Source organism: Kitasatospora sp. A2-31 (assembly GCF_022288725.1).
Lineage (GTDB): Bacteria > Actinomycetota > Actinomycetes > Streptomycetales > Streptomycetaceae > Kitasatospora.
Genome location: NZ_JAKNTA010000001.1, coordinates 76,424 through 93,756 on the forward strand (window position 1 = coordinate 76,424; position 17,333 = coordinate 93,756).

Annotated in this window: 17 protein-coding genes and 1 pseudogene; 1 reads left to right on the plus strand and 17 read right to left on the minus strand. The window is 75.1% G+C overall.

What is annotated here, in order from left to right:
• Positions 1-26: 26 nt before the first annotated feature.
• Entirely contained in the window at positions 27-605 is a 579-nt protein-coding gene (locus MCM47_RS00340; RefSeq protein ID WP_238739899.1) for a TetR/AcrR family transcriptional regulator, read from the plus strand.
• A gap of 458 nt (positions 606-1,063) precedes the next feature.
• On the opposite strand, the gene MCM47_RS00345 is transcribed toward MCM47_RS00340, so the two are convergent.
• The 17 genes and pseudogenes from MCM47_RS00345 to MCM47_RS00425 all read right to left on the minus strand — a co-directional run bounded on the left by MCM47_RS00345 (position 1,064) and on the right by MCM47_RS00425 (position 17,290).
• Positions 1,064-1,936: an ornithine cyclodeaminase family protein gene (locus MCM47_RS00345; protein WP_238741405.1), complete on the minus strand. Its 873-nt coding sequence runs from the start codon at positions 1,934-1,936 to the stop codon at positions 1,064-1,066.
• A gap of 173 nt (positions 1,937-2,109) precedes the next feature.
• A complete protein-coding gene (locus tag MCM47_RS00350) occupies positions 2,110-3,138 on the minus strand; it encodes a proline racemase family protein (RefSeq protein ID WP_238739900.1) in 1,029 nt (342 codons plus the stop codon).
• Positions 3,138-4,502, minus strand: coding sequence for an aldehyde dehydrogenase (locus MCM47_RS00355; protein ID WP_238739901.1), 1,365 nt, complete (start codon positions 4,500-4,502; stop codon positions 3,138-3,140). Before MCM47_RS00355 ends, MCM47_RS00350 begins: the two co-directional genes overlap by 1 nt.
• A 44-nt stretch (positions 4,503-4,546) precedes the next feature.
• Positions 4,547-5,551 (minus strand): proline racemase family protein, encoded by a 1,005-nt coding sequence (locus MCM47_RS00360; RefSeq protein ID WP_238739902.1) that lies wholly within the window; start codon positions 5,549-5,551, stop codon positions 4,547-4,549.
• Between the two features lie 89 nt (positions 5,552-5,640).
• Complete coding sequence (locus tag MCM47_RS00365) at positions 5,641-6,504, minus strand: dihydrodipicolinate synthase family protein (protein WP_255751613.1); 864 nt, start codon at positions 6,502-6,504, stop codon at positions 5,641-5,643.
• A 149-nt stretch (positions 6,505-6,653) separates the two neighbouring features.
• Positions 6,654-8,093 (minus strand): NAD(P)/FAD-dependent oxidoreductase, encoded by a 1,440-nt coding sequence (locus tag MCM47_RS00370; RefSeq protein ID WP_238739904.1) that lies wholly within the window; start codon positions 8,091-8,093, stop codon positions 6,654-6,656.
• Positions 8,074-8,403 (minus strand): (2Fe-2S)-binding protein, encoded by a 330-nt coding sequence (locus MCM47_RS00375; RefSeq protein ID WP_238739905.1) that lies wholly within the window; start codon positions 8,401-8,403, stop codon positions 8,074-8,076. The genes MCM47_RS00370 and MCM47_RS00375 overlap by 20 nt, the downstream gene beginning before the upstream one ends.
• Positions 8,404-8,561: 158 nt before the next feature.
• Positions 8,562-9,731 carry an FAD-binding oxidoreductase gene (locus tag MCM47_RS00380; protein ID WP_238739906.1) on the minus strand — a complete coding sequence of 390 codons (1,170 nt, stop codon included), beginning with the start codon at positions 9,729-9,731 and terminating at the stop codon, positions 8,562-8,564.
• 172 nt (positions 9,732-9,903) lie between these two features.
• The gene (gene tatC / locus MCM47_RS00385) at positions 9,904-10,794 is read right to left on the minus strand and encodes a twin-arginine translocase subunit TatC (RefSeq protein ID WP_238741407.1); all 891 of its coding nucleotides are present in this window, start codon (positions 10,792-10,794) and stop codon (positions 9,904-9,906) included.
• 142 nt (positions 10,795-10,936) lie between these two features.
• On the minus strand, positions 10,937-11,230 hold the full coding sequence (gene tatA, locus MCM47_RS00390; protein ID WP_238739907.1) for a Sec-independent protein translocase subunit TatA: 294 nt from the start codon (positions 11,228-11,230) through the stop codon (positions 10,937-10,939).
• Positions 11,231-11,483: 253 nt separating this feature from the next.
• Entirely contained in the window at positions 11,484-11,660 is a 177-nt protein-coding gene (locus tag MCM47_RS00395) for a hypothetical protein (protein ID WP_238739908.1), read from the minus strand.
• A 50-nt stretch (positions 11,661-11,710) separates the two neighbouring features.
• Positions 11,711-11,941: a hypothetical protein gene (locus MCM47_RS00400; protein ID WP_238739909.1), complete on the minus strand. Its 231-nt coding sequence runs from the start codon at positions 11,939-11,941 to the stop codon at positions 11,711-11,713.
• A 5-nt stretch (positions 11,942-11,946) separates the two neighbouring features.
• Positions 11,947-12,921: a YafY family protein gene (locus MCM47_RS00405; RefSeq protein ID WP_238739910.1), complete on the minus strand. Its 975-nt coding sequence runs from the start codon at positions 12,919-12,921 to the stop codon at positions 11,947-11,949.
• Between the two features lie 92 nt (positions 12,922-13,013).
• A pseudogene (locus MCM47_RS00410) lies at positions 13,014-13,964 on the minus strand (helix-turn-helix transcriptional regulator); the annotation flags it as partial.
• 176 nt (positions 13,965-14,140) lie between these two features.
• Positions 14,141-14,515 carry an FKBP-type peptidyl-prolyl cis-trans isomerase gene (locus MCM47_RS00415; protein ID WP_238739911.1) on the minus strand — a complete coding sequence of 125 codons (375 nt, stop codon included), beginning with the start codon at positions 14,513-14,515 and terminating at the stop codon, positions 14,141-14,143.
• 161 nt (positions 14,516-14,676) lie between these two features.
• Positions 14,677-15,990, minus strand: coding sequence for an FKBP-type peptidyl-prolyl cis-trans isomerase (locus MCM47_RS00420; protein ID WP_238739912.1), 1,314 nt, complete (start codon positions 15,988-15,990; stop codon positions 14,677-14,679).
• A 313-nt stretch (positions 15,991-16,303) separates the two neighbouring features.
• Positions 16,304-17,290 carry an FKBP-type peptidyl-prolyl cis-trans isomerase gene (locus MCM47_RS00425; RefSeq protein ID WP_238739913.1) on the minus strand — a complete coding sequence of 329 codons (987 nt, stop codon included), beginning with the start codon at positions 17,288-17,290 and terminating at the stop codon, positions 16,304-16,306.
• Positions 17,291-17,333 lie beyond the last annotated feature (43 nt).

Sequence of the window (17,333 nt, forward strand, 5' to 3'; positions counted from 1 at the left end):
CGGACGGCAGGCTCTAGACTCGGCGGGTGAAGACGACGACCACCGGCACCCGGGAGCGGATCGTCCGGGCCACCTCCCGGCTGCTGCAGCGCCAGGGGTACGAGGGCACCGGGATCAAGCAGATCTCGCGCGAGGCGGAGGCCACGCTCGGCTCCGTCTACCACTTCTTCCCGGGCGGCAAGCAGGAGCTGGCCGCCGAGGCGATCCGCCACGGCGACCAGGAGTTCGCCGGGTTGCTCCACGCGGGGCTCGGTGCGGCGGACGACCCGGCCGAGGCGATCACCGCCTGCACCCGGCTCCTCGCCGAGGCACTGCGCGCCTCCGACTGGCAGGACGGCTGCCCGATCACCAGCACCGCCCTGGAGACGGTGGGCCGCGCGCCCGTCATCGAACAGGCCGTCGGCGAGGCGTTCGCGCACTGGCGCGCCATCGTCGAGGACCGGCTGCGGACCTCCGGCCTGAGCGCGCAGGACTCCCGCGAGCTGGCCGTCACCGTGGTCAACACGCTGGAGGGCGCGGAACTCACCGCGCAGATCACCCGCAGCGAGGAACCGCTGCACCTGGCCGGCAAGCACCTGGCCCGCCTCATCGCCGGCTACCTCTGACCGCCTGCCCTCCCGGGGGGGCCGGCCACCCCTGACCGCCCGCGACCGCCGGGGGCCACCCCGGGCCGGCCCCCGCCCCCCGGAAACGCCGGAGCGGCCGGCACGGCAGGGGATCCCTTCCCACCACGCCGGCCGCAGCTACGGCCCCGCACGCACCTCGCGCCCCGGGCCCGTGCCTCGACGGCCGGACGACCGCGGCCAGGCCCACACCAGGGCCGCGGCCGCCCCGCCGCCTTTCCCAACGGCCGGGCCCGGTGGCGTACCCACCACCACCGGACCCGACCCGTCGCGGCCCACCTGCCGCGACCGCCCCGCCGCGGCCCACCTAGCCGCGGCCGGGAGATTTCCGACACCCGAGGCCCGCGGCACCGGATCCGTCCGGTACCGCAGCGCCCCGCGCCGGGATCCGCCCGACGCCGGGAGCCACCCGACGCCGGAGGTCCAGCCGGAAGCCCGGCTCAGGCAAGCCCGCGCCGGTGCGTCTCGGCCGCCACCGCGAGGTCCTCCCAGGCCATGCCGACGCTCTTGAAGAAGCGCGGCCGGTCGGTCGGCACCGGTGCCTCGCCGCGCACCAGCTCGGCCAGGTTCCAGAGCTCGTGCCCCTCCCCCACGCCGGCCATCAGCAGGTCACCGGCCTCCCGCAGCGCCGGCTCACGCGCCTCGACGTACAGCGCGGCCCGGCCGACCAGCGCCGCGTCCACCTCCCGGGCATCCGGCTCGTGCGAGCCGACCGCCGCCACGGCGGCGCGGTCGGGCACCAGCGCGCCGTCGAACAGCGGGGTTCGGGCGGTGGTGCAGCAGACCACCAGATCGGCGTCGGCCACCGCGTCCGGCCCGCCCGCCACGGCCTCCAGCCCGCGGGCCCGGGCGTAGTCGGCGAGCGCCTCGGCGGGCGCGGCGCTCCGGGCCACCACGGTGACCCGGGTCAGCGGCCGGACGGCGAGCAGTGCGTCCAGGTGCCCGTACGCCTGCGGACCGGCCCCGAACAGCACCAGGTGCGCGGCGTCGGGCGCGGCCAGCCGGCGCATGGCGACGGCGGTGACGGCGGGCGTGCGCAGCGCGGTGAGCGCGGCGCCGTCGAGCAGCGCCACCGGCTGCAGAGTCGGCCCGTCCAGCAGCAGGTAGCTGCCCGTGATCCGGGGCAGGCCGGCGGCCGGGTTCGCCGGGGCCACGCCGGCGATCTTCACGCCGACGTGGTCGGCCGAGCAGGCCGGCATCAGCAGCAGTTCCCCGGCCGGCACCGGCATCGCCGAGCGGGCCGGTCCGGCCTCCGGGTCCAGCCCCTCCCGCAGCACCCGCTCGATCGCGTCGGCGGCCTCCGCCGGGGTCAGTCCGGCGACGCCCGGCGCGGCGTGCTGGAGCGGCTCAGCGGCCGCGCCGGGCAGTGTGAGGGCGCCGACGGGCGGGCCGGCGACGGCAGCCGCGGTCACGGTGCCGGCGGTCACGACGCCCACGGCCACGGCGTCCGCGACGGTCGCCTCCGCCGTCGCCGAGTCCGCTGCGGTCACAGCAGGAACCCCGTTCCCAGCGTGTCGTCCCGGTCCAGGACGAAGCCGTGCTCGCCGGTGCGGTGGGCGGTGCCGGTCACCTCGGTGACCACCCCTGCGGCGAGCGGGTCGCCGCCGGGCAGCACCCGGCCGGTGAAGACCGTGCCGACCACCGACTCGTGCCGCAGCTCCTCGCCCGGCGCGATCAGCCCCTCCGCGGCGAGTACGGCCAGCCGGGCCGAGGTGCCCGAGCCGCAGGGCGAGCGGTCGATCTGGCCGTCGGCGAAGACGGTGACGTTGCGCTGGTTCGGCGCGCCGTCGACGGAGGGCAGCTCGTCGTACAGGATGACGCCGTAGACGCCGGAGAGCAGCGGGTCCTGCGGGTGCCGGACGGCCGGCGAGTCCTCCAGTGCGGCACGGATCTCCCGGCCCGCCGCCGTCAGCTCGGCCAGCCGGCCGGGCTCGACGGACAGGCCGAGCGCCGCCGCGGGCACCGAGGCGTAGCAGGCGCCCGCGTGTGCGACGGCGACCTCGACGGTGCCGCGCGAGGTCTCCACCGGCAGCTTGAGCGCGCTGACGACGGCCGGCACGTTGCGGAACGTCACGCCGGTGGTGCGGCCGGCGGTCCGGTGCACCAGTGCGGTCACCCGCCCGGAGGGGACGTCGATCCGCACACCGGCGACGCCGTCGTCCGGGGCCGCGACGAGCCCGGAGTCCACAGCCCACGCGCCGAGCGCGATGGTCCCGTGACCGCAGGCGGTCGAGTAGCCGTCCTTGTGCCAGAAGAGCACGCCGAGGTGCGCCTCGTCGTCGTCCGGGGGCACCAGGAACCCGCCGTACATCCCGGCGTGCCCGCGCGGTTCGCGGGTGAGCAGCTGCCGCACCCGGTCCAGCGCGCTCGGCCGGGGCGCGGTGGCGCTGCCGCCGGCGCCGATCGCGATCGCCCGGCGCTCGGCGACGGTGTCGCCGGGGATCACCGGCGTGCCGTCGAGGACGATCCGGAACGGCTCGCCCGCGGTGTGGTAGTCCACGGTGCGGACCTGCATCAGGCACCTCCGGCCGGGAGCAGGGTGACGGTGCGGCTCTGGGTGTAGAAGTCCAGGGCGGCCGGGCCCTGCTCGCGCTCGCCGTGGCTGGCGCCCTTGGCGCCGCCGAACGGCAGGTGGAAGTCGACGCCGCTGGAGGGTGCGTTGACCCGGATCATGCCCGCGTCCAGCCGGTCGGCCGCGACGAGCGCCGCGTCGAGGTCCCTGGTGTGGATCGAGGCGGAGAGGGTGTACGGGGTGTCGTTGGCGAGCGCGACGGCCTCGTCCAGGTCGGCGGCGGCGTGGAGCACGGCGATCGGGCCGAAGAACTCCTCGCGCCGCAGCGGGTGGTCGTCCGGTACGCCGGCGACCAGGGTCGGGTCGAGGTACCAGCCGGCCCGGTCCGGCGTGCCTCCGCCGGCGAGCACCTCGGCGCCGGCCTCGCGGGCCGAGGCGACCGCCGCGGTGATCTCGTCCCGGGTGGCGGCGCTGATGACCGGCCCGCAGGCCGTGTCGTCGACCTGCCCGAGGGCCTTGACCAGCGCGGCCCGCAGCGGCTCGTACGCCTCGCCGACGGCGACGACCCGGCTGGTGGCGGTGCACTTCTGCCCGGCGTAGCCGGCGATCGCGGCGGCCAGGTGGGCGGCGGCCTGGTCGATGTCGGCGTCCGGCAGGACGATCGCGGCGTTGAGGCCGCCCAGCTCGGCCTGGACCGGGGTGCCGCGTTCGGTGGCGGTGCGCACGACCTGGCGGCCGACCCCGGTGGAGCCGGTGAAGGAGACCACGTCCGCGCTGGAGACCAGCTCCCCGCCCTCCGCGCCGCCGCCCGGCAGCACGGTGAACACGTCCTGCGGCAGTCCGGCCGCGGCGACCAGCTCGGCCAGCCGCAGCGCGCAGCCGATCGCCTCCGAGGACGGCTTGAGCACCACCGCGTTGCCGACGGCCAGCGCCGGGGCGGCCTTCCAGGTGGGGATCGCCAGCGGGAAGTTCCACGGCGTGATCAGCCCGGCCACCCCGTACGGGCGGCGGCGGGTGAGCAGCAGCCCGGGTCCGCCCGCGGTCTCGTGCACCGCGCCGGACGCCGCGAACGGGGCCTGCGCGTAGTAGCGCCAGATCGCGGCCGTCCGGGCCACCTCGCCGCGCGCCTCGGCGAGCGGCTTGCCGACCTCGCGGACGACCAGGGCGGCCAACTCGTCCGCGTGCGCCTCGACGGCGTCGGCGATCCGGGTGAGCGCGGCCGAGCGGGCGCCGGCCCCGGAGGCGAGCCACCCGGGCTGCGCGGCCCGGGCGCGGGCCACGGCGGCGCGGACGGCGTCGGCGCCGGGGGCGGGCGCCTCGGCGACGAGGTCCGTGGGGTCGGCGGGGTTGTACGAACGGATCGTCACAGCGGGGCTGCCCTTCGGTGGTTTTCGAACGGGGGTGGTGGGTGTCAGAGCAGGAAGCCGGCCGGGAACGGGTCGCTCGGGTCGAGGAAGTACTGGGCGGTGCCGGTGATCCACGCCCGTCCGGTGACGGTGGGGACGACGGCCGGCCGGCCGGCGACCTCGGTCTCCTCGACCAGGCGGCCGATGAAGGTGGTCCCGATGAAGGAGTCGTTGCGGAAGTCCTGCCCGACCGGGAGCTCGCCGCGCGCGTGCAGCTGGGCCATCCGGGCCGACGTGCCGGTGCCGCAGGGCGAGCGGTCGAACCAGCCGGGGTGGATGGCCATCGCGTGCCGGGAGTGCTCGGCGGTGGAGCCGGGGGCGAGCAGCTGGACGTGGTGGCAGCTGTGGATGGAGGGGTTCTCCGGGTGCACCGGCCGGTCCGGGCCGGCGTTGATGGCGTCCATCAGGGCCAGGCCGGCGTCGAGGATCTCCTGCTTGCGCTCGCGCTCGAAGGGCAGGCCGAACTCGGCGAGCGGCAGGATGGCGTAGAAGTTGCCGCCGTAGGCGAGGTCGTAGCCGATCGTGCCGTAGCCGGGGACCTCGATCTTGTTCTCCAGCGAGACCGAGTACGACGGCACGTTGCGGATGGTCACCGCGGTGGCGGCGCCGTTCTCGACCCGGACGTCCGCGACCACCAGGCCGGCGGGCGTGTCCAGCCGGACGGTGGTGACCGGCTCGACCACCGGCACCATGCCGGTCTCGACCAGCACGGTGGCGACGCCGATCGTGCCGTGGCCGCACATGGGCAGCAGGCCGGACACCTCGATGTAGAGCACGCCGAAGTCGGCGTCCGGGCGGGTCGGCGGCTGGAGGATCGCGCCGCTCATCGCCGCGTGGCCGCGCGGCTCGTACATCAGCAGGGTGCGGAAGTGGTCCAGGTGCTGCTGGAAGTGCACCCGGCGCTCGGCCATGGTGGCGCCCGGGATGACTCCGAACCCGCCGGTCACGACCCGGGTCGGCATGCCCTCGGTGTGCGAGTCGACGGCATGGAACACATGGCGGCTGCGCATGCGGCTACTGCTCCCATCGGGGTGGGGTGGGTGGTGGGCCGGGCCGGCTGCCCCCGCAGCCGGCCTTACCTCGGTGGCGTCGGGTCGGACTACGCGAGACCCTCGGCGAGCGCCTTCTCGGTGGCGGCACGGACGGCTGCCTCGATCTCCGGGGTGAGCGGCAGGCGCGGCGCCCGGGTCGGACCGCCGCGGCGCCCGGCGATGTCCATGGAGAGCTTGATCGCCTGGACGAACTCGGTCTTGGAGTCCCAGCGCAGCAGCGAGTGCAGCGCCTTGTAGAGCGGCAGCGCCGTCTCCAGCTCGTGCGCGACGGCGGCGCGGTAGAGGGCGACGCTCGCCTCCGGCAGCGCGTTCGGGTAGCCGGCGATCCAGCCGACCGCGCCGGCCAGCGCCAGCTCCAGCAGCACGTCGTCGGCGCCGATCAGCAAGTCCAGGCCGGGGGCCAGCTCGGCGATCTCGTAGGCCCGGCGGACGTCGCCGCTGAACTCCTTGACCGCGACGATCGAGCCCTCGCCGTGCAGCTGGGCGAGCAGCGCGGGGACGAGGTCGACCTTGGTGTCGATCGGGTTGTTGTAGGCGACGATCGGCACGCCGGCCTTGGCCACCTCGGCGTAGTGGGCGCGGACGGCGTCGTGGTCGGCGCGGTAGGCGTTCGGCGGCAGCAGCAGGACGGAGCCGGCGCCGGCCTCCGCGGCCTGCTCGGCCCAGCGGCGGGACTCGGCGCTGCCGTAGGCGGCGACGCCGGGCATGACGCGCGAGCCGTCGCCCGCGGCCTCGACCGCGACCTCGACGATCCGGGCCCGCTCCTCGGCGGTGAGGGTCTGGTACTCGCCCAGCGAGCCGTTCGGGACGACGCCGTCGCAGCCCGAGTCGATCAGCCAGCGGACGTGCTCGGCGTAGGCGTCGTAGTCGACGGAGAGGTCGTCGCGCAGCGGGATCGTGGTGGCGACCATGATGCCGCGCCAGGGCCGGGTGGTGTCGTGCGGGGTGTGGGACACAGGTGACTCCTTGGTGAGGTGTGACATTTTATTAGACCGCGCGAGCGGAGACAAGAGTCCCCGCCGCGCGGCTTCGGGACCGCGGGCTCACGGCCGCTCCGGGCTCACGCGCCGTCGCCGGCCGGCCCGGCGGCTCCCGCCGCCAGCTGCGCCAGCGGCACCGGGCAGGACAGGGGACGGCTGTCCGCCCGGGGCTCCCCCGGGGCGCCGGAGAGGCAGGCCACCGCCGGGCCGCACATCCGGCCCTGGCACCAGCCCATCCCGGCCCGGGTGAGCAGCTTGACCGTCCGCGCGTCGCCCGCGCCGAGCTCCTCGACCGCCTCGGTGATCGCGGCGGCGGGGACCTCCTCGCAGCGGCAGACGTCGGTGTCCGGCCGCAGCCAGCCGGTCCAGCCGGGGCCGGGCCGGTGGGCGGCCGCCATCAGGTCGGCGAAGGCGCGCAGCCGGGCACGGCGCCGGCGCACCGAGCCGCGCGGAGCGGCACCGGCCACGGCGTGTGCGGCCAGCTCGCCCTCGGCGATCGCCAGGTCGGCGCCGCCGACCCCGCAGGTCTCGCCGGCCGCCCAGAGCCCGGGGACGGTGGTGCGCAGCCCGGCGTCCACCTTCAGCGCGACCGCGCCGTCGGGGCCCGCCACCGTCTCGGCGCCGGCCTCGGTGGCGAGCTCGATCTGGGGCAGCAGGCCGTGGCCGACCGCGAGCGCGTCGCATTCGATCCGCTTCTCGGTGCCGGGCACCGGCCGCCACCGGGCGTCCAGCTTGGCGATGGTGACCGCGGTGACCCGTTCGGTCCCGTGGGCCTCGATGACCGCGGCGCGGCGGCGCAGCCGGACGCGGTGGCGCAGGAACGCGGTGCCGTGCACGAGGCCCTCGGTGAGTTTGGCCGGGACGGCGGCCAGCACGTGCGGGCGCCGGGCGTAGCCGAGGTAGTCGGTGGCCTCGACCACGGCGGGCACCTCGGCCCCGGCGGTGACCAGCGAGGAGGCCGCCGCGAGCAGCAGCGGACCGCTGCCGGCCACCACGATCCGGCGGCCGGGCAGGACCAGCCCGGACTTGAGCATGGCCTGGGCTCCGCCGGCGGTGACCACCCCGGGCAGCGTCCAGCCGGGGAACGGCAGCTGACGCTCGTACGCGCCGGTGGCGAGCAGCACGGCGCCGGCCCGGACGGTCGCCCGGTCGTCGGCGCCGGGTCCCAGGGTGGCGTGCACGGCCCACGCGGTGTCGCCCTCCCGCTCCAGCGCCCAGACCTGGTGGTCGCCGAGCAGGTCGACCCGGCCGGCCGCGCGGTGCGCGGTGAGCCGGTCGGCGAGGCCGGTGTAGGCGGACCACCCGTGGTGCAGCCGCTCCGGGCGGGCGGCGCCGAGGCCGGGCGCGGGGTGGCGGTAGAACTGGCCACCGGTGCGCGCGCCCGCGTCGAGCAGGGCGCAGCGCAGGCCGAGGTCGGCGGCGGTCACGGCCGCGGCCAGGCCGGCCGGGCCGGCGCCGATCACGGCGAGGTCGTACCCGGGGCCCCCGGGGCGGGGGGCGTCAGACGGCGAGGTCGGCACGGCCGTTGCCCTCCTGGGTGGTGACGGTGGTGCCGGGCTCGGCCGGCAGCAGGCAGGTGCGCTGGTTGGGGCGCCCGTCGACGGTGGCCAGGCAGTCGAAGCAGACGCCGATGCCGCAGAACGCGCCGCGCGGCTTGCCGCCGACCCGGGTGGTGCGCCAGGCGAGCACGCCGTCGGCCCAGAGCGCGGCGGCGATGGTCTGCCCGGGCAGCGCGGGGACGGGCCGGCCGTCGAACTCGATGGTGTGGGCGGGGCCGGGCTCCGCCCCGACCAGGGCGGCCGGGGTCCGGCGCCGATTGGGCGGGTTCATCCGCGCGTTCTCCATTCCGATGGGTCCACTGTTCGATCGTTCCGGCCGCCCCCGCCGCGCCGCCCCCGCCGCGCCGGCCCCCGACCGGGGCCGCTCCGCCCGAGCCCGGTCATCCCGAGGGTCTGCACCTCCCAGCGGGTTCCCGCACGTCGCAGGGCTCAGGCCGGGGCCGCCGCCGGGAAGCGGTCGGCCCGGAAGGGGGCGAGGTCCAGCTCTGGCTGCTTGCCGGTGAGCTGGTCGGTGATCAGCAGCCCCGTCGCCGGGGCGAGCCCGATGCCCGCGCCCTCGTGGCCGCAGGCGTGGTACAGCCCGGGCACCCGCGGGTCCGCGCCGATCGCGGGCAGGTGGTCCGGCAGGTAGGGCCGGAAGCCCCGGTAGGCGCGCAGCACGGAGACCTCGGCGAGCACCGGGAACAGTGCCGCCGCCTGGGCGGCCAGCCGGTGCAGCACCTCCACCGACATCGTCCGGTCGAACCCGACGCGCTCCCGGCTGGCGCCGATCAGCACCGGACCGCCGGGCGTCCCCTCCACCACCGCCGAGGTCTGCAGCGCGGCCGAGCCGCTGGCCACGTCCGCGACGTAGTCGGCGGCGTAGACCTTGCGCCGGACGATCCGCGGCAGCGGCTCGGTGACCAGGACGAATCCGCGCCGCGGCAGCACCGGCAGGTGCACCCCGGCCAGCGCGGCCAGCTCGCCGCCCCAGGTGCCGGCCGCGTTGACCACGGCCGGCGCGGCCAGCCGCAGCCGGTCGGTCACCACGCCCCGCACGGCGCCGTCCGGGCCCGTCACCAGCTCGCGAACGGTCTCGCCGGTGTGGAGCTCGGCGCCGGCCCGACGCGCGGCCCGGAGCAGGTGGGCGGCGGCCAGCGCGGGCTGGACCTGGGCGTCCTGCGGGTAGTGGAAGCCGCCGGCCAGCCCGGGGGCGAGGTGCGGCTCCAGCTCGTGCAGCCGCTCGCCGGGGATCTCCTCGGCGGCGACCCCGACCTCGGCCTGTTCGGCGGCGAAGGCGCGCAGCGCGTCCTGCCGGGCGGGCGTGGCGGCCACGACGAGGCCGCCCTTGGGCTCGTACTCCATCGCCTCACCGAGCTCCTCGGCGAGGTCCCGCCAGAGCCGGGTGGAGAGCAGCGCGAGGTCGAGCTCGGGGCCGGGCTCCTTGTCGGAGACCAGCAGGTTGCCCTCGCCGGCGCCGGTGGTGCCGCCGGCCACCGGTCCGCGGTCGACCACGGCGACGGCGAGCCCGGCGCGGGCGGCGTAGTAGGCGCAGGCGGCACCGACCACTCCGGCGCCGACCACGACGACATCCAGGGAAGGTCTCTGAGGCTTGGACACGACAGTAATATGTCACATGCCATCTCGGCTGCCAAGACCGCCCCGCCGGACCGGCGCGCGGCGGGTGCGGCCGGCCCCACCCGTGCAGAAGCCCCGGCCCACCGGGGTGCGGCGGGCCGGGGCCTCAGGACGCTTCAGCTTCAGCTTCAGCTTCAGCTTCTCGGACGGCGGCTCAGGTGATGTCGTCCATCTGCTCGTGCCGCGCGGCCGGGACCGGTGCGCTCGCCACCGGGGCGGACGACGCCTCCACGGCCTCGGGCCCGCTCACCGGCTGCACCGAGAGGTCCAGGTGCGAGGCCTCCTCGTCGTCCAGCGCGAGATCGGGGTTGCGGCGGGCCCTGCGCCTGTCGTTGAACAGCGCGATGCCCACGGCGATGAAGTACAGCGCCCAGATCGGCGCCGCCAGCACCAGCATGCTGACCGGGTCGGCGCTCGGCGTCGCGAAGGCCGCGAACACGGTGATGGCCATCACCATGCCGCGCCACCAGCCGAGCAGCCGCTTCCCGGTGACGATGCCGACGATGTTCAGCATCACCAGCAGCAGCGGGAACTCGAAGGCGAGGCCGAAGACCAGCACCATCCGGGTGGCGATGTCGAAGTAGTCGTCGGGCGGCAGGATCGGGGTCGTGGCGGTCGGGCTGAACGAGATCAGCACCTCGACCGTGGTCGGCATCACCAGGAACGCACAGCCCACGCCGGCCAGGAACAGCGGCGCGCCGCAGGCCATGAAGATCAGCGTGTACTTGCGCTCGTGCCTGTGCAGACCGGGCGCCACGAAGGCCCAGAGCTGGTAGAGCCAGACCGGCACGGCGGCGACCACGCCGGCCGTCAGCGCGACCTTGAGCATCCAGTTGAAACCGGCGGTGAGGCCGACGGTGGAGACCTGCGCGCAGCGGCCCTCGTACTTCGTGGGGTCGGCCGGGTCGCACTGCGGAATCGGCTTCAGCAGCAGCGACTCGATCTGCTTGTGGAAGATCAGCGCGACGATCGTGAACACCACGATCACCAGGACCGACTTGACCACGCGGTTCCGCAGTTCCCGCAGGTGGTCGGCGAGGGCCATCCGCCCCTCAGGATCCTTGGGCGCCTTCGGCGCCTTCGAGAGCTTGCTCAACCCCGGTCCTCAACTCGTGCGTCGAGGCCCGCCGGTCGACGGGCCTCCGTGGTCGCGTGCGGCACCCGTTCCCGGGTACGGCGGGCACCGCTCACTGCGGTCGGCCGGCGTCCCCGGCGGCCTGCTCGTTCACCGGCCGGGCGGTCGCGGACGCCCCCGGCGCGGCCTGGATGGTCTTCGCCGGCGCGGCCTCCGTGACCGCGGGAGCGCTCCGGGCCGGCGCGGCCGGTTCGGCGTCGCCGTCGGACTTCATCGCCTTGGCCTCGCTCTTGAGGATCCGCATCGACTGGCCGAGCGAGCGCGCCAGCTCGGGCAGTCGCTTCGCGCCGAAGAGCACAATGGCAAACACCACGATCACCAGGATCGCGGTCCCCGAGACCCGCATACTCGACCACCTTCAGTCACGGCGGCACCGGCGGGCCGCCCGCTGCGGGGATGGTAACCGCGGCGGGTAACGCCCTGACGACGGCCGCCCGAACAGGACAGCGGCCCCGGTCGCAAGGTGCAGGGCCGACTGAGAGCGTAACGCGCCCGACGCCGCCGGCAGCAGCCCCCGGCACCCCCGACCGCCCGATGTGCCGGGCGCCACGCCGGGCGGGGCCGGCGGGCCGGACCGGCAGGCGGGGCCGATGGGCCGGTCAGCGCTGCGGCACCGCCGCGGCGAGGTCGCCGGCCGCCTCGGCCAGCGCGCGCGAGGCGGTGTCCACCCCCTTCGCCAGCGCCCGCACGTCCAGCCAGAGCCGGATCGCGAGGACGCCGAGGACCATCAGGCCGGCGGTGACGAGCAGGACGGCGGCGACGAGCATCCAGGACATGCCCACACCCTATCGAGCCGGGCTCCGCCGCCACTGCCCCGCGGCGGGCGTCAGCCCTCGGCCGGCACCAGCCGCATCGTCCGCACTCCGGCCCGGGTCAGCGCCGTGACGATCTTCTCCCCCGCCGGCTTGCGCACCGAGGCCCCGCAGAGCGGGCAGCCGAAGCTGTAGTGCGCCTGCGCGGGAGTGCGGCCGAGCGTGAGGCGGAACTCCTCCGCGGGCAGCTCGACCTTCTCCCGGCACTCGGAGCAGTACACCTTGAACCTGGTCCCCGGCTCCACGGAGCTCAGACCAGCCCGGCCGCGGCGGCCGGCGGCTCGCCGTAGGCCGCCAGTGCCTCCTGCGCCGCCGCGCGCGCCTGCTGCGCGAGCTCCGGCGGCGAGACGATCCGCCCGTCCCGGCCCAGCCGCAGGGCCAGCGGGCGCAGCTGGGAGGGATCGGCGCTGCGCAGGGTGATCCGCAGGCCGCCGTCGGGCAGTTCCTCGGCGCGGTCGTGCGTGTAGTACTCGGCGACCCAGCGCCCGCCGGAGGTGACCTCGACGACCACCTCGGGGTCGTCGGCGGACGGGTTGACCAGCCCGCCGGAGAGGTCGCGCGGCTCGCGCTTCGGCGGGTCGGAGGGGACGTCCAGGACCCTGATCTCGGCGACCCGGTCGAGCCGGAACATCCGGTGGTCCTCGGAGGTCCGGCACCAGGCCTCCAGGTAGGTGTGCCCCTCGGTGAGCAGCCGGATCGGGTCCACCTCGCGCTCGGTCATGCCGCCACGGCCGTGCGAGTAGTAGCGCAGCCAGAGCCGGCGGCCCTCGCTGAGCGCACGGTCGATGTCGGCGAAGACGTGGCTCTCGGCCTCGAAGGTGACGCCGACCCGGGCGCTGCCCTCGGCACTGTCCCCGGCCGCGTTCTCGATCTTGGCGACGGCGCGGGTGAGCGCCTCGCGGTCGCCGGCGCGCAGGCCGGGCAGGCCGGCCACCGCGCGGGCGGCCACCAGCAGCGCGGTCGCCTCGTCGGCGGCCAGCCGCAGCGGCTGGGCGACGTCGTCGACGTTGTGCCACCAGATCCGCTCGCCGTCGGTGTCGATGTCGAGCAGGTCGCCGCCGCGGAAGCTGGTGCCGCACATCGGCAGCACGTTGAGATCGGCGATCAGCTCGCGCTCGGTGATGCCGAAGGCGCGGGCCACCTCGGCCACCTCGGCGCCGGGGCGCTCACGCAGGTAGGTGACCAGCGACAGCATCCGCCGGGTCTGGTCGATCGCGTTGCTCATGCCCGTACTCCTTCGACACCGTCAACCGCAGCGACCCCGTCGGCCGTGGCGGGCCCTCCCGCCGTGGCGGACCCTTCCGCCGCCGCCACGCCGGCGACCGCGCGCAGCCGCTCGATCACGTCGGCGCGCAGCTCCTCCGGGCCGAGCACCAGCACGTCCGGGCCGAACTCGGCGAGGTCGGCGCCGAGGCCGTTTCCGTAGGGGATCTCCAGCTCGTCCCAGGTCTCGTCCACCCGCCGGGAGCTCAGCGCCTTGGTGCGCAGCGGGAAGCCGGCGTCCCGGCGGACCCGTACCGCGGCGGTGGCGGTGGCGCCCTCGCCGGCGAACTTGGCCACGGTGGCGCGGACGTCGACGTGCTCGGGGACGGTGCCGAGGAAGGCGCCGGAGCGGGCGCGGACCTTCCCGGTGATCCGGCTGAGCCGGAAGACGCGGGCGTCGCCCCGGTCGCGGTCCCAGCCGGCCAGGTACCAGTGACCGCGCCAGCACTCCAGCGCCCAGGGCTCGACGGAACGCTGCTCCACGGCGGCGGCCCCGGCCTTGCGGTACTCGAAGGTGACCGGGCGGCGGTCGCGGGCGGCGGTGAGCAGCGGCTCGAACGCGGCCTCGCGGGCGGGGATGCGCGGCTCCAGGGCGGTGCGGCCCTCGGTCTCGGTGAACGGCACGCCGGCGGCGCGCAGCTTCTGCAGGGCGCCGCTGGCCGCGCCGGACATCTTGGCCTGCTGCCAGACCCGGGCCGCCAGGGTGAGCGCGGCGGCCTCCTCGGCGTCCAGGGCGATCTCGGGCAGCCGGTTGCGGTCCGCGCGGGCGAGATAGCCGAGCTCGCCGTCCAGGGCGTTCTCGTCGACGTCGATGACCAGGCCGAGCTCGCGCAGGTCGTCCTTGTCCCGCTCGAACATCCGGTTGAAGGCGTCCTCGCTGCTGCTCTGCCAGGCTTCGCGGTAGGCCTCGATGGACTCCCGCAGCTCCTTCTTGGAGAGCGGTCGTCTGGTGTTCATCAGGCACAGGGCGAGATTCATCAGCCGCTCTGCCTTGGCGATCGCCATCGCTGACCCTTCCGGTGTGCCGCGCCGCGCGCGGGGTGCGCCCGCCGGGTGGTCCGACCCGGCGGGACCGACCGTACCGGTAGCGGTACGCACTGCAAAAGCCGAGTCCGCAAACGCGTGGGGCCGCACCCCCGGCAGGGGGGTGCGGCCCTCGCTCGCGACCGGTCGGGACCGGGTCAGACGGCGATCAGGTCGACGACGAAGATCAGCGTCGAGTGCGCCGGGATGAGCGGGGACGGCGACTGCGCGCCGTACGCCAGGTGCGACGGGATGACCAGCTCGCGGCGGCCGCCGACCTTCATGCCGACGACGCCCTGGTCCCAGCCCTTGATGACGCGGCCGGCGCCGAGCGGGAACTTGAAGGTGCTGTTGCGGTTCCAGCTGGCGTCGAACTCCTCGCCGGTCTCGAAGGTGACACCGACGTAGTGCACCTCGACGACCTGGCCCGGCTTGGCCTCCTCGCCGGTGCCGACCTCGATGTCGCGGATCTGGAGCTCGGTCGGGGCGTCGCCGCCCGGGAAGTCGATCTCCGGCTTCGTCTTGTTGCTCACAACTGCCTCTTCTCGGTTTCGGTTCCATCCATGACCAAGCGGCGGGCGCCCGCACCCGGTCCGTTCCCGGACCACGGTACGGGCGCCCGCCGCCCGTCCGGACTCAGGCCACGCGGCCGAGCCCGAAGGTCACACGCGCACCATTGTCCCTCGAAAGTGGATCAGCCCTGACCCGCATCCAGGATGTCGACCACGAACACCAGGGTGGAGTTGGCCGGGATGTCGCCCTGGCCCTTGTCGCCGTACGCCAGCGCGGCGGGGATGACCAGCTCGACGCGGCTGCCGACGGTCTGGCCCTCCAGGCCCTGGTCCCAGCCGGCGATGACCTGGCCGCCGCCCACCGGGAAGGAGAACGCCTGGCCCTTGCTCAGCGAGGAGTCGAAGACCTTGCCGTCCTTGAAGAGCGCGCCGGTGTACTGGACGACGACCTTCTCGCCCTTCTCGACCTTGGGGCCGGTGCCCTTGATCAGGACGTGGCTCTTGAGCTCGGTCGGCTCGGCGGCGCCCTTCACCGGGGTGATCTCGGCCGGCTTCTTGCCGTTGTCCTTCACCTGCGGGAAGTCCGCGGGCGGCGGGGTGACGGTGCCGCTGACCACGGCGTCGGGCGCGTTGGCGTTGCGGATGTCGATCACGAAGACCAGGTTGTCCTTGGCCCCGATCGACATGCTCGGGTTGCCCTGGGCGCCGAACGCGGCGGCCGGCGGGGCCACCACGAGCAGCCGGCTGCCGGCCTTCTTGCCGAGCACGGCCTGGTCGAGCGCCGGGATCAGCGCGTCGGTGCCGGCCTGGAAGATCTGCGGCTTGCCCTTCTCGTCGTACGAGCTGGGGATGTCCTTGCCGGTGGTCCAGTCCTTGGCGGTGTAGTCCACCGAGGCCCAGGAGTTCTTCTCGACCTTGGGGCCGGTGCCCTCGGAGAGGACCTTCACCACGAAGCTGCCGTCGGCCTGCTCGCCGGGCACCTCGATGCCGGCCTTCTTGCCGAACTCGCCGGTGATGGTCGGCAGCACCTTGGCGCTGTCCTTGATCGGCGGAACGGGCTCGGCGGACGGCGTGGCCGGCGCGGTCTTCACCGCGTCGGGCTTGGCCGCGGTGTCGGACTTCGAGCCGCCGTCCTTGTTCACCAGGTACAGGGTGACTCCGCTGCCGACCAGCAGCAGGGTGAGCACGGTGCCGAGGATCACACCCAGCTTGCCGACGCCGGGCGGGTTCTCGTCGTACCCGGCCTCCGAGGTGTCCTGGCGGCGCACGTTGGACGCGAAGATCTGCGGGGTGTCCTCGGTCTTCGTCGCGCCCGCCGACGGCCGGCTCTCGCCGGGCTGCGCCCAACCGGCCTGCTGCTTCAGGATCGACGGCGGTACGACGATCGACTCGCCGTGGCCGGGCAGCGGGCCGCCGGGACGCGAGTCCGCCGGGTCCCCGGAGGAGTTCCCGTTCGCGGTGCCGGCCCCGCCCGGGCTCGACGCATTCTCAGACATGACTCCCCATCCATCTCGCCACGAGGTCTTCGAGGTCTACGGCCGGCGTGGTGGGCGCCGGGGTGCTGTCGCACTGCCGCCCGGGACCCGGACGCCGGCGACGCCTACCACAGTGCGAGGGCAGTATGACAGGTCAGGATGAGGGCGGACGCTTCCGTGTGCGAGCGCCCGCCCAAGCGTACGGAATCCCACCCGCCGCTCCTAGACCGCGCGGGTCACAACCCTGCGGGTCCCGGACCGCGCGGAGACCCAGGCGCGGCCGGGACGCCGGCCGCGCCGGGGTCCCGGACCGCTGGGCCCGGACCGCCGGGTCCTAGACCGCCTCGAGGATGTCGATCACGAACACCAGCGTCGAGTTGGCCGGCACCGCGCCCTGCGCCTGGTCCTTGTAGCCGAGGGCCGGCGGCACCACCAGCTCCACCCGGCTGCCGACGGTCTGGCCCACCAGGCCCTTGTCCCAGCCCTCGATCACGCTGCCGGTGCCGATCTGCAGCGCCTGCGCGCCGCCGTGGCTCCAGGACGAGTCGAACTGCTGGCCGTTGCTCCAGAGCACCCCGGTGTACTGCACGACCAGGGTCTGCCCGGCCTTCACCTGCTTGCCCTCGCCCTTGATCAGCACGGCCTGCTGGAGCTCGGTCGGCGCGGGCTGGCCGGGCGGGATGGTGATGGTGACGGCGGCCTTGCCGTTGTCCTTCACCTGCGGCATGGTCGGCGGCGGCTGCGTCATCGTCCCGGAGAGGGTGGAGTCCGGCGGCAGGCTCTCCATGATGTCCAGCACGAACACCACGGTGTCCCCCGGGCCGACGCCGAGCTGGGTGTTGCCCTGCTCGCCGAAGGCCGCCGCCGGCGGGGCGACCACCAGCAGCCGGCTGCCGACCTTCTTGCCGAGCACGCTCTGGTCGAACGCCGGCACCAGCTGGCCGCTGCCCGCCTGATAGAGCTGGGGCTTGCCGCCGGCGTCGTAGGAGCTCGGCAGATCCTTGCCGGTGGTCCAGTCCTTGGCGGTGTAGTTCACCGTCACCCAGTCGCCCTTGTTCACCGTGGAGCGGTCGCCCTCGCTCACGGTGTTGACGACGAACTGCCCGCTCGGAGGTGAGTCGGGGATGGTGATCGTGGCCTTGCTCCCGAACCCGCCGCCCGACACGGTCGGCATCGGCGAGGCCTCGGACACCGGTGAGGGCACGGTGGGGGCCGCGGTGGGCGAAGTGGGTGTCGCCGGGCTGGTCGCCTTGGTGGAGCTGCTGCAGGCGACCGCCAGGAGCAGGGGCAGGGTGAGAAGCAAACCGGCGGTGCGGCGCACGGCGTTCCTAACTGTCGGTCGAAGTCGGCTCTCCGGACTCGAC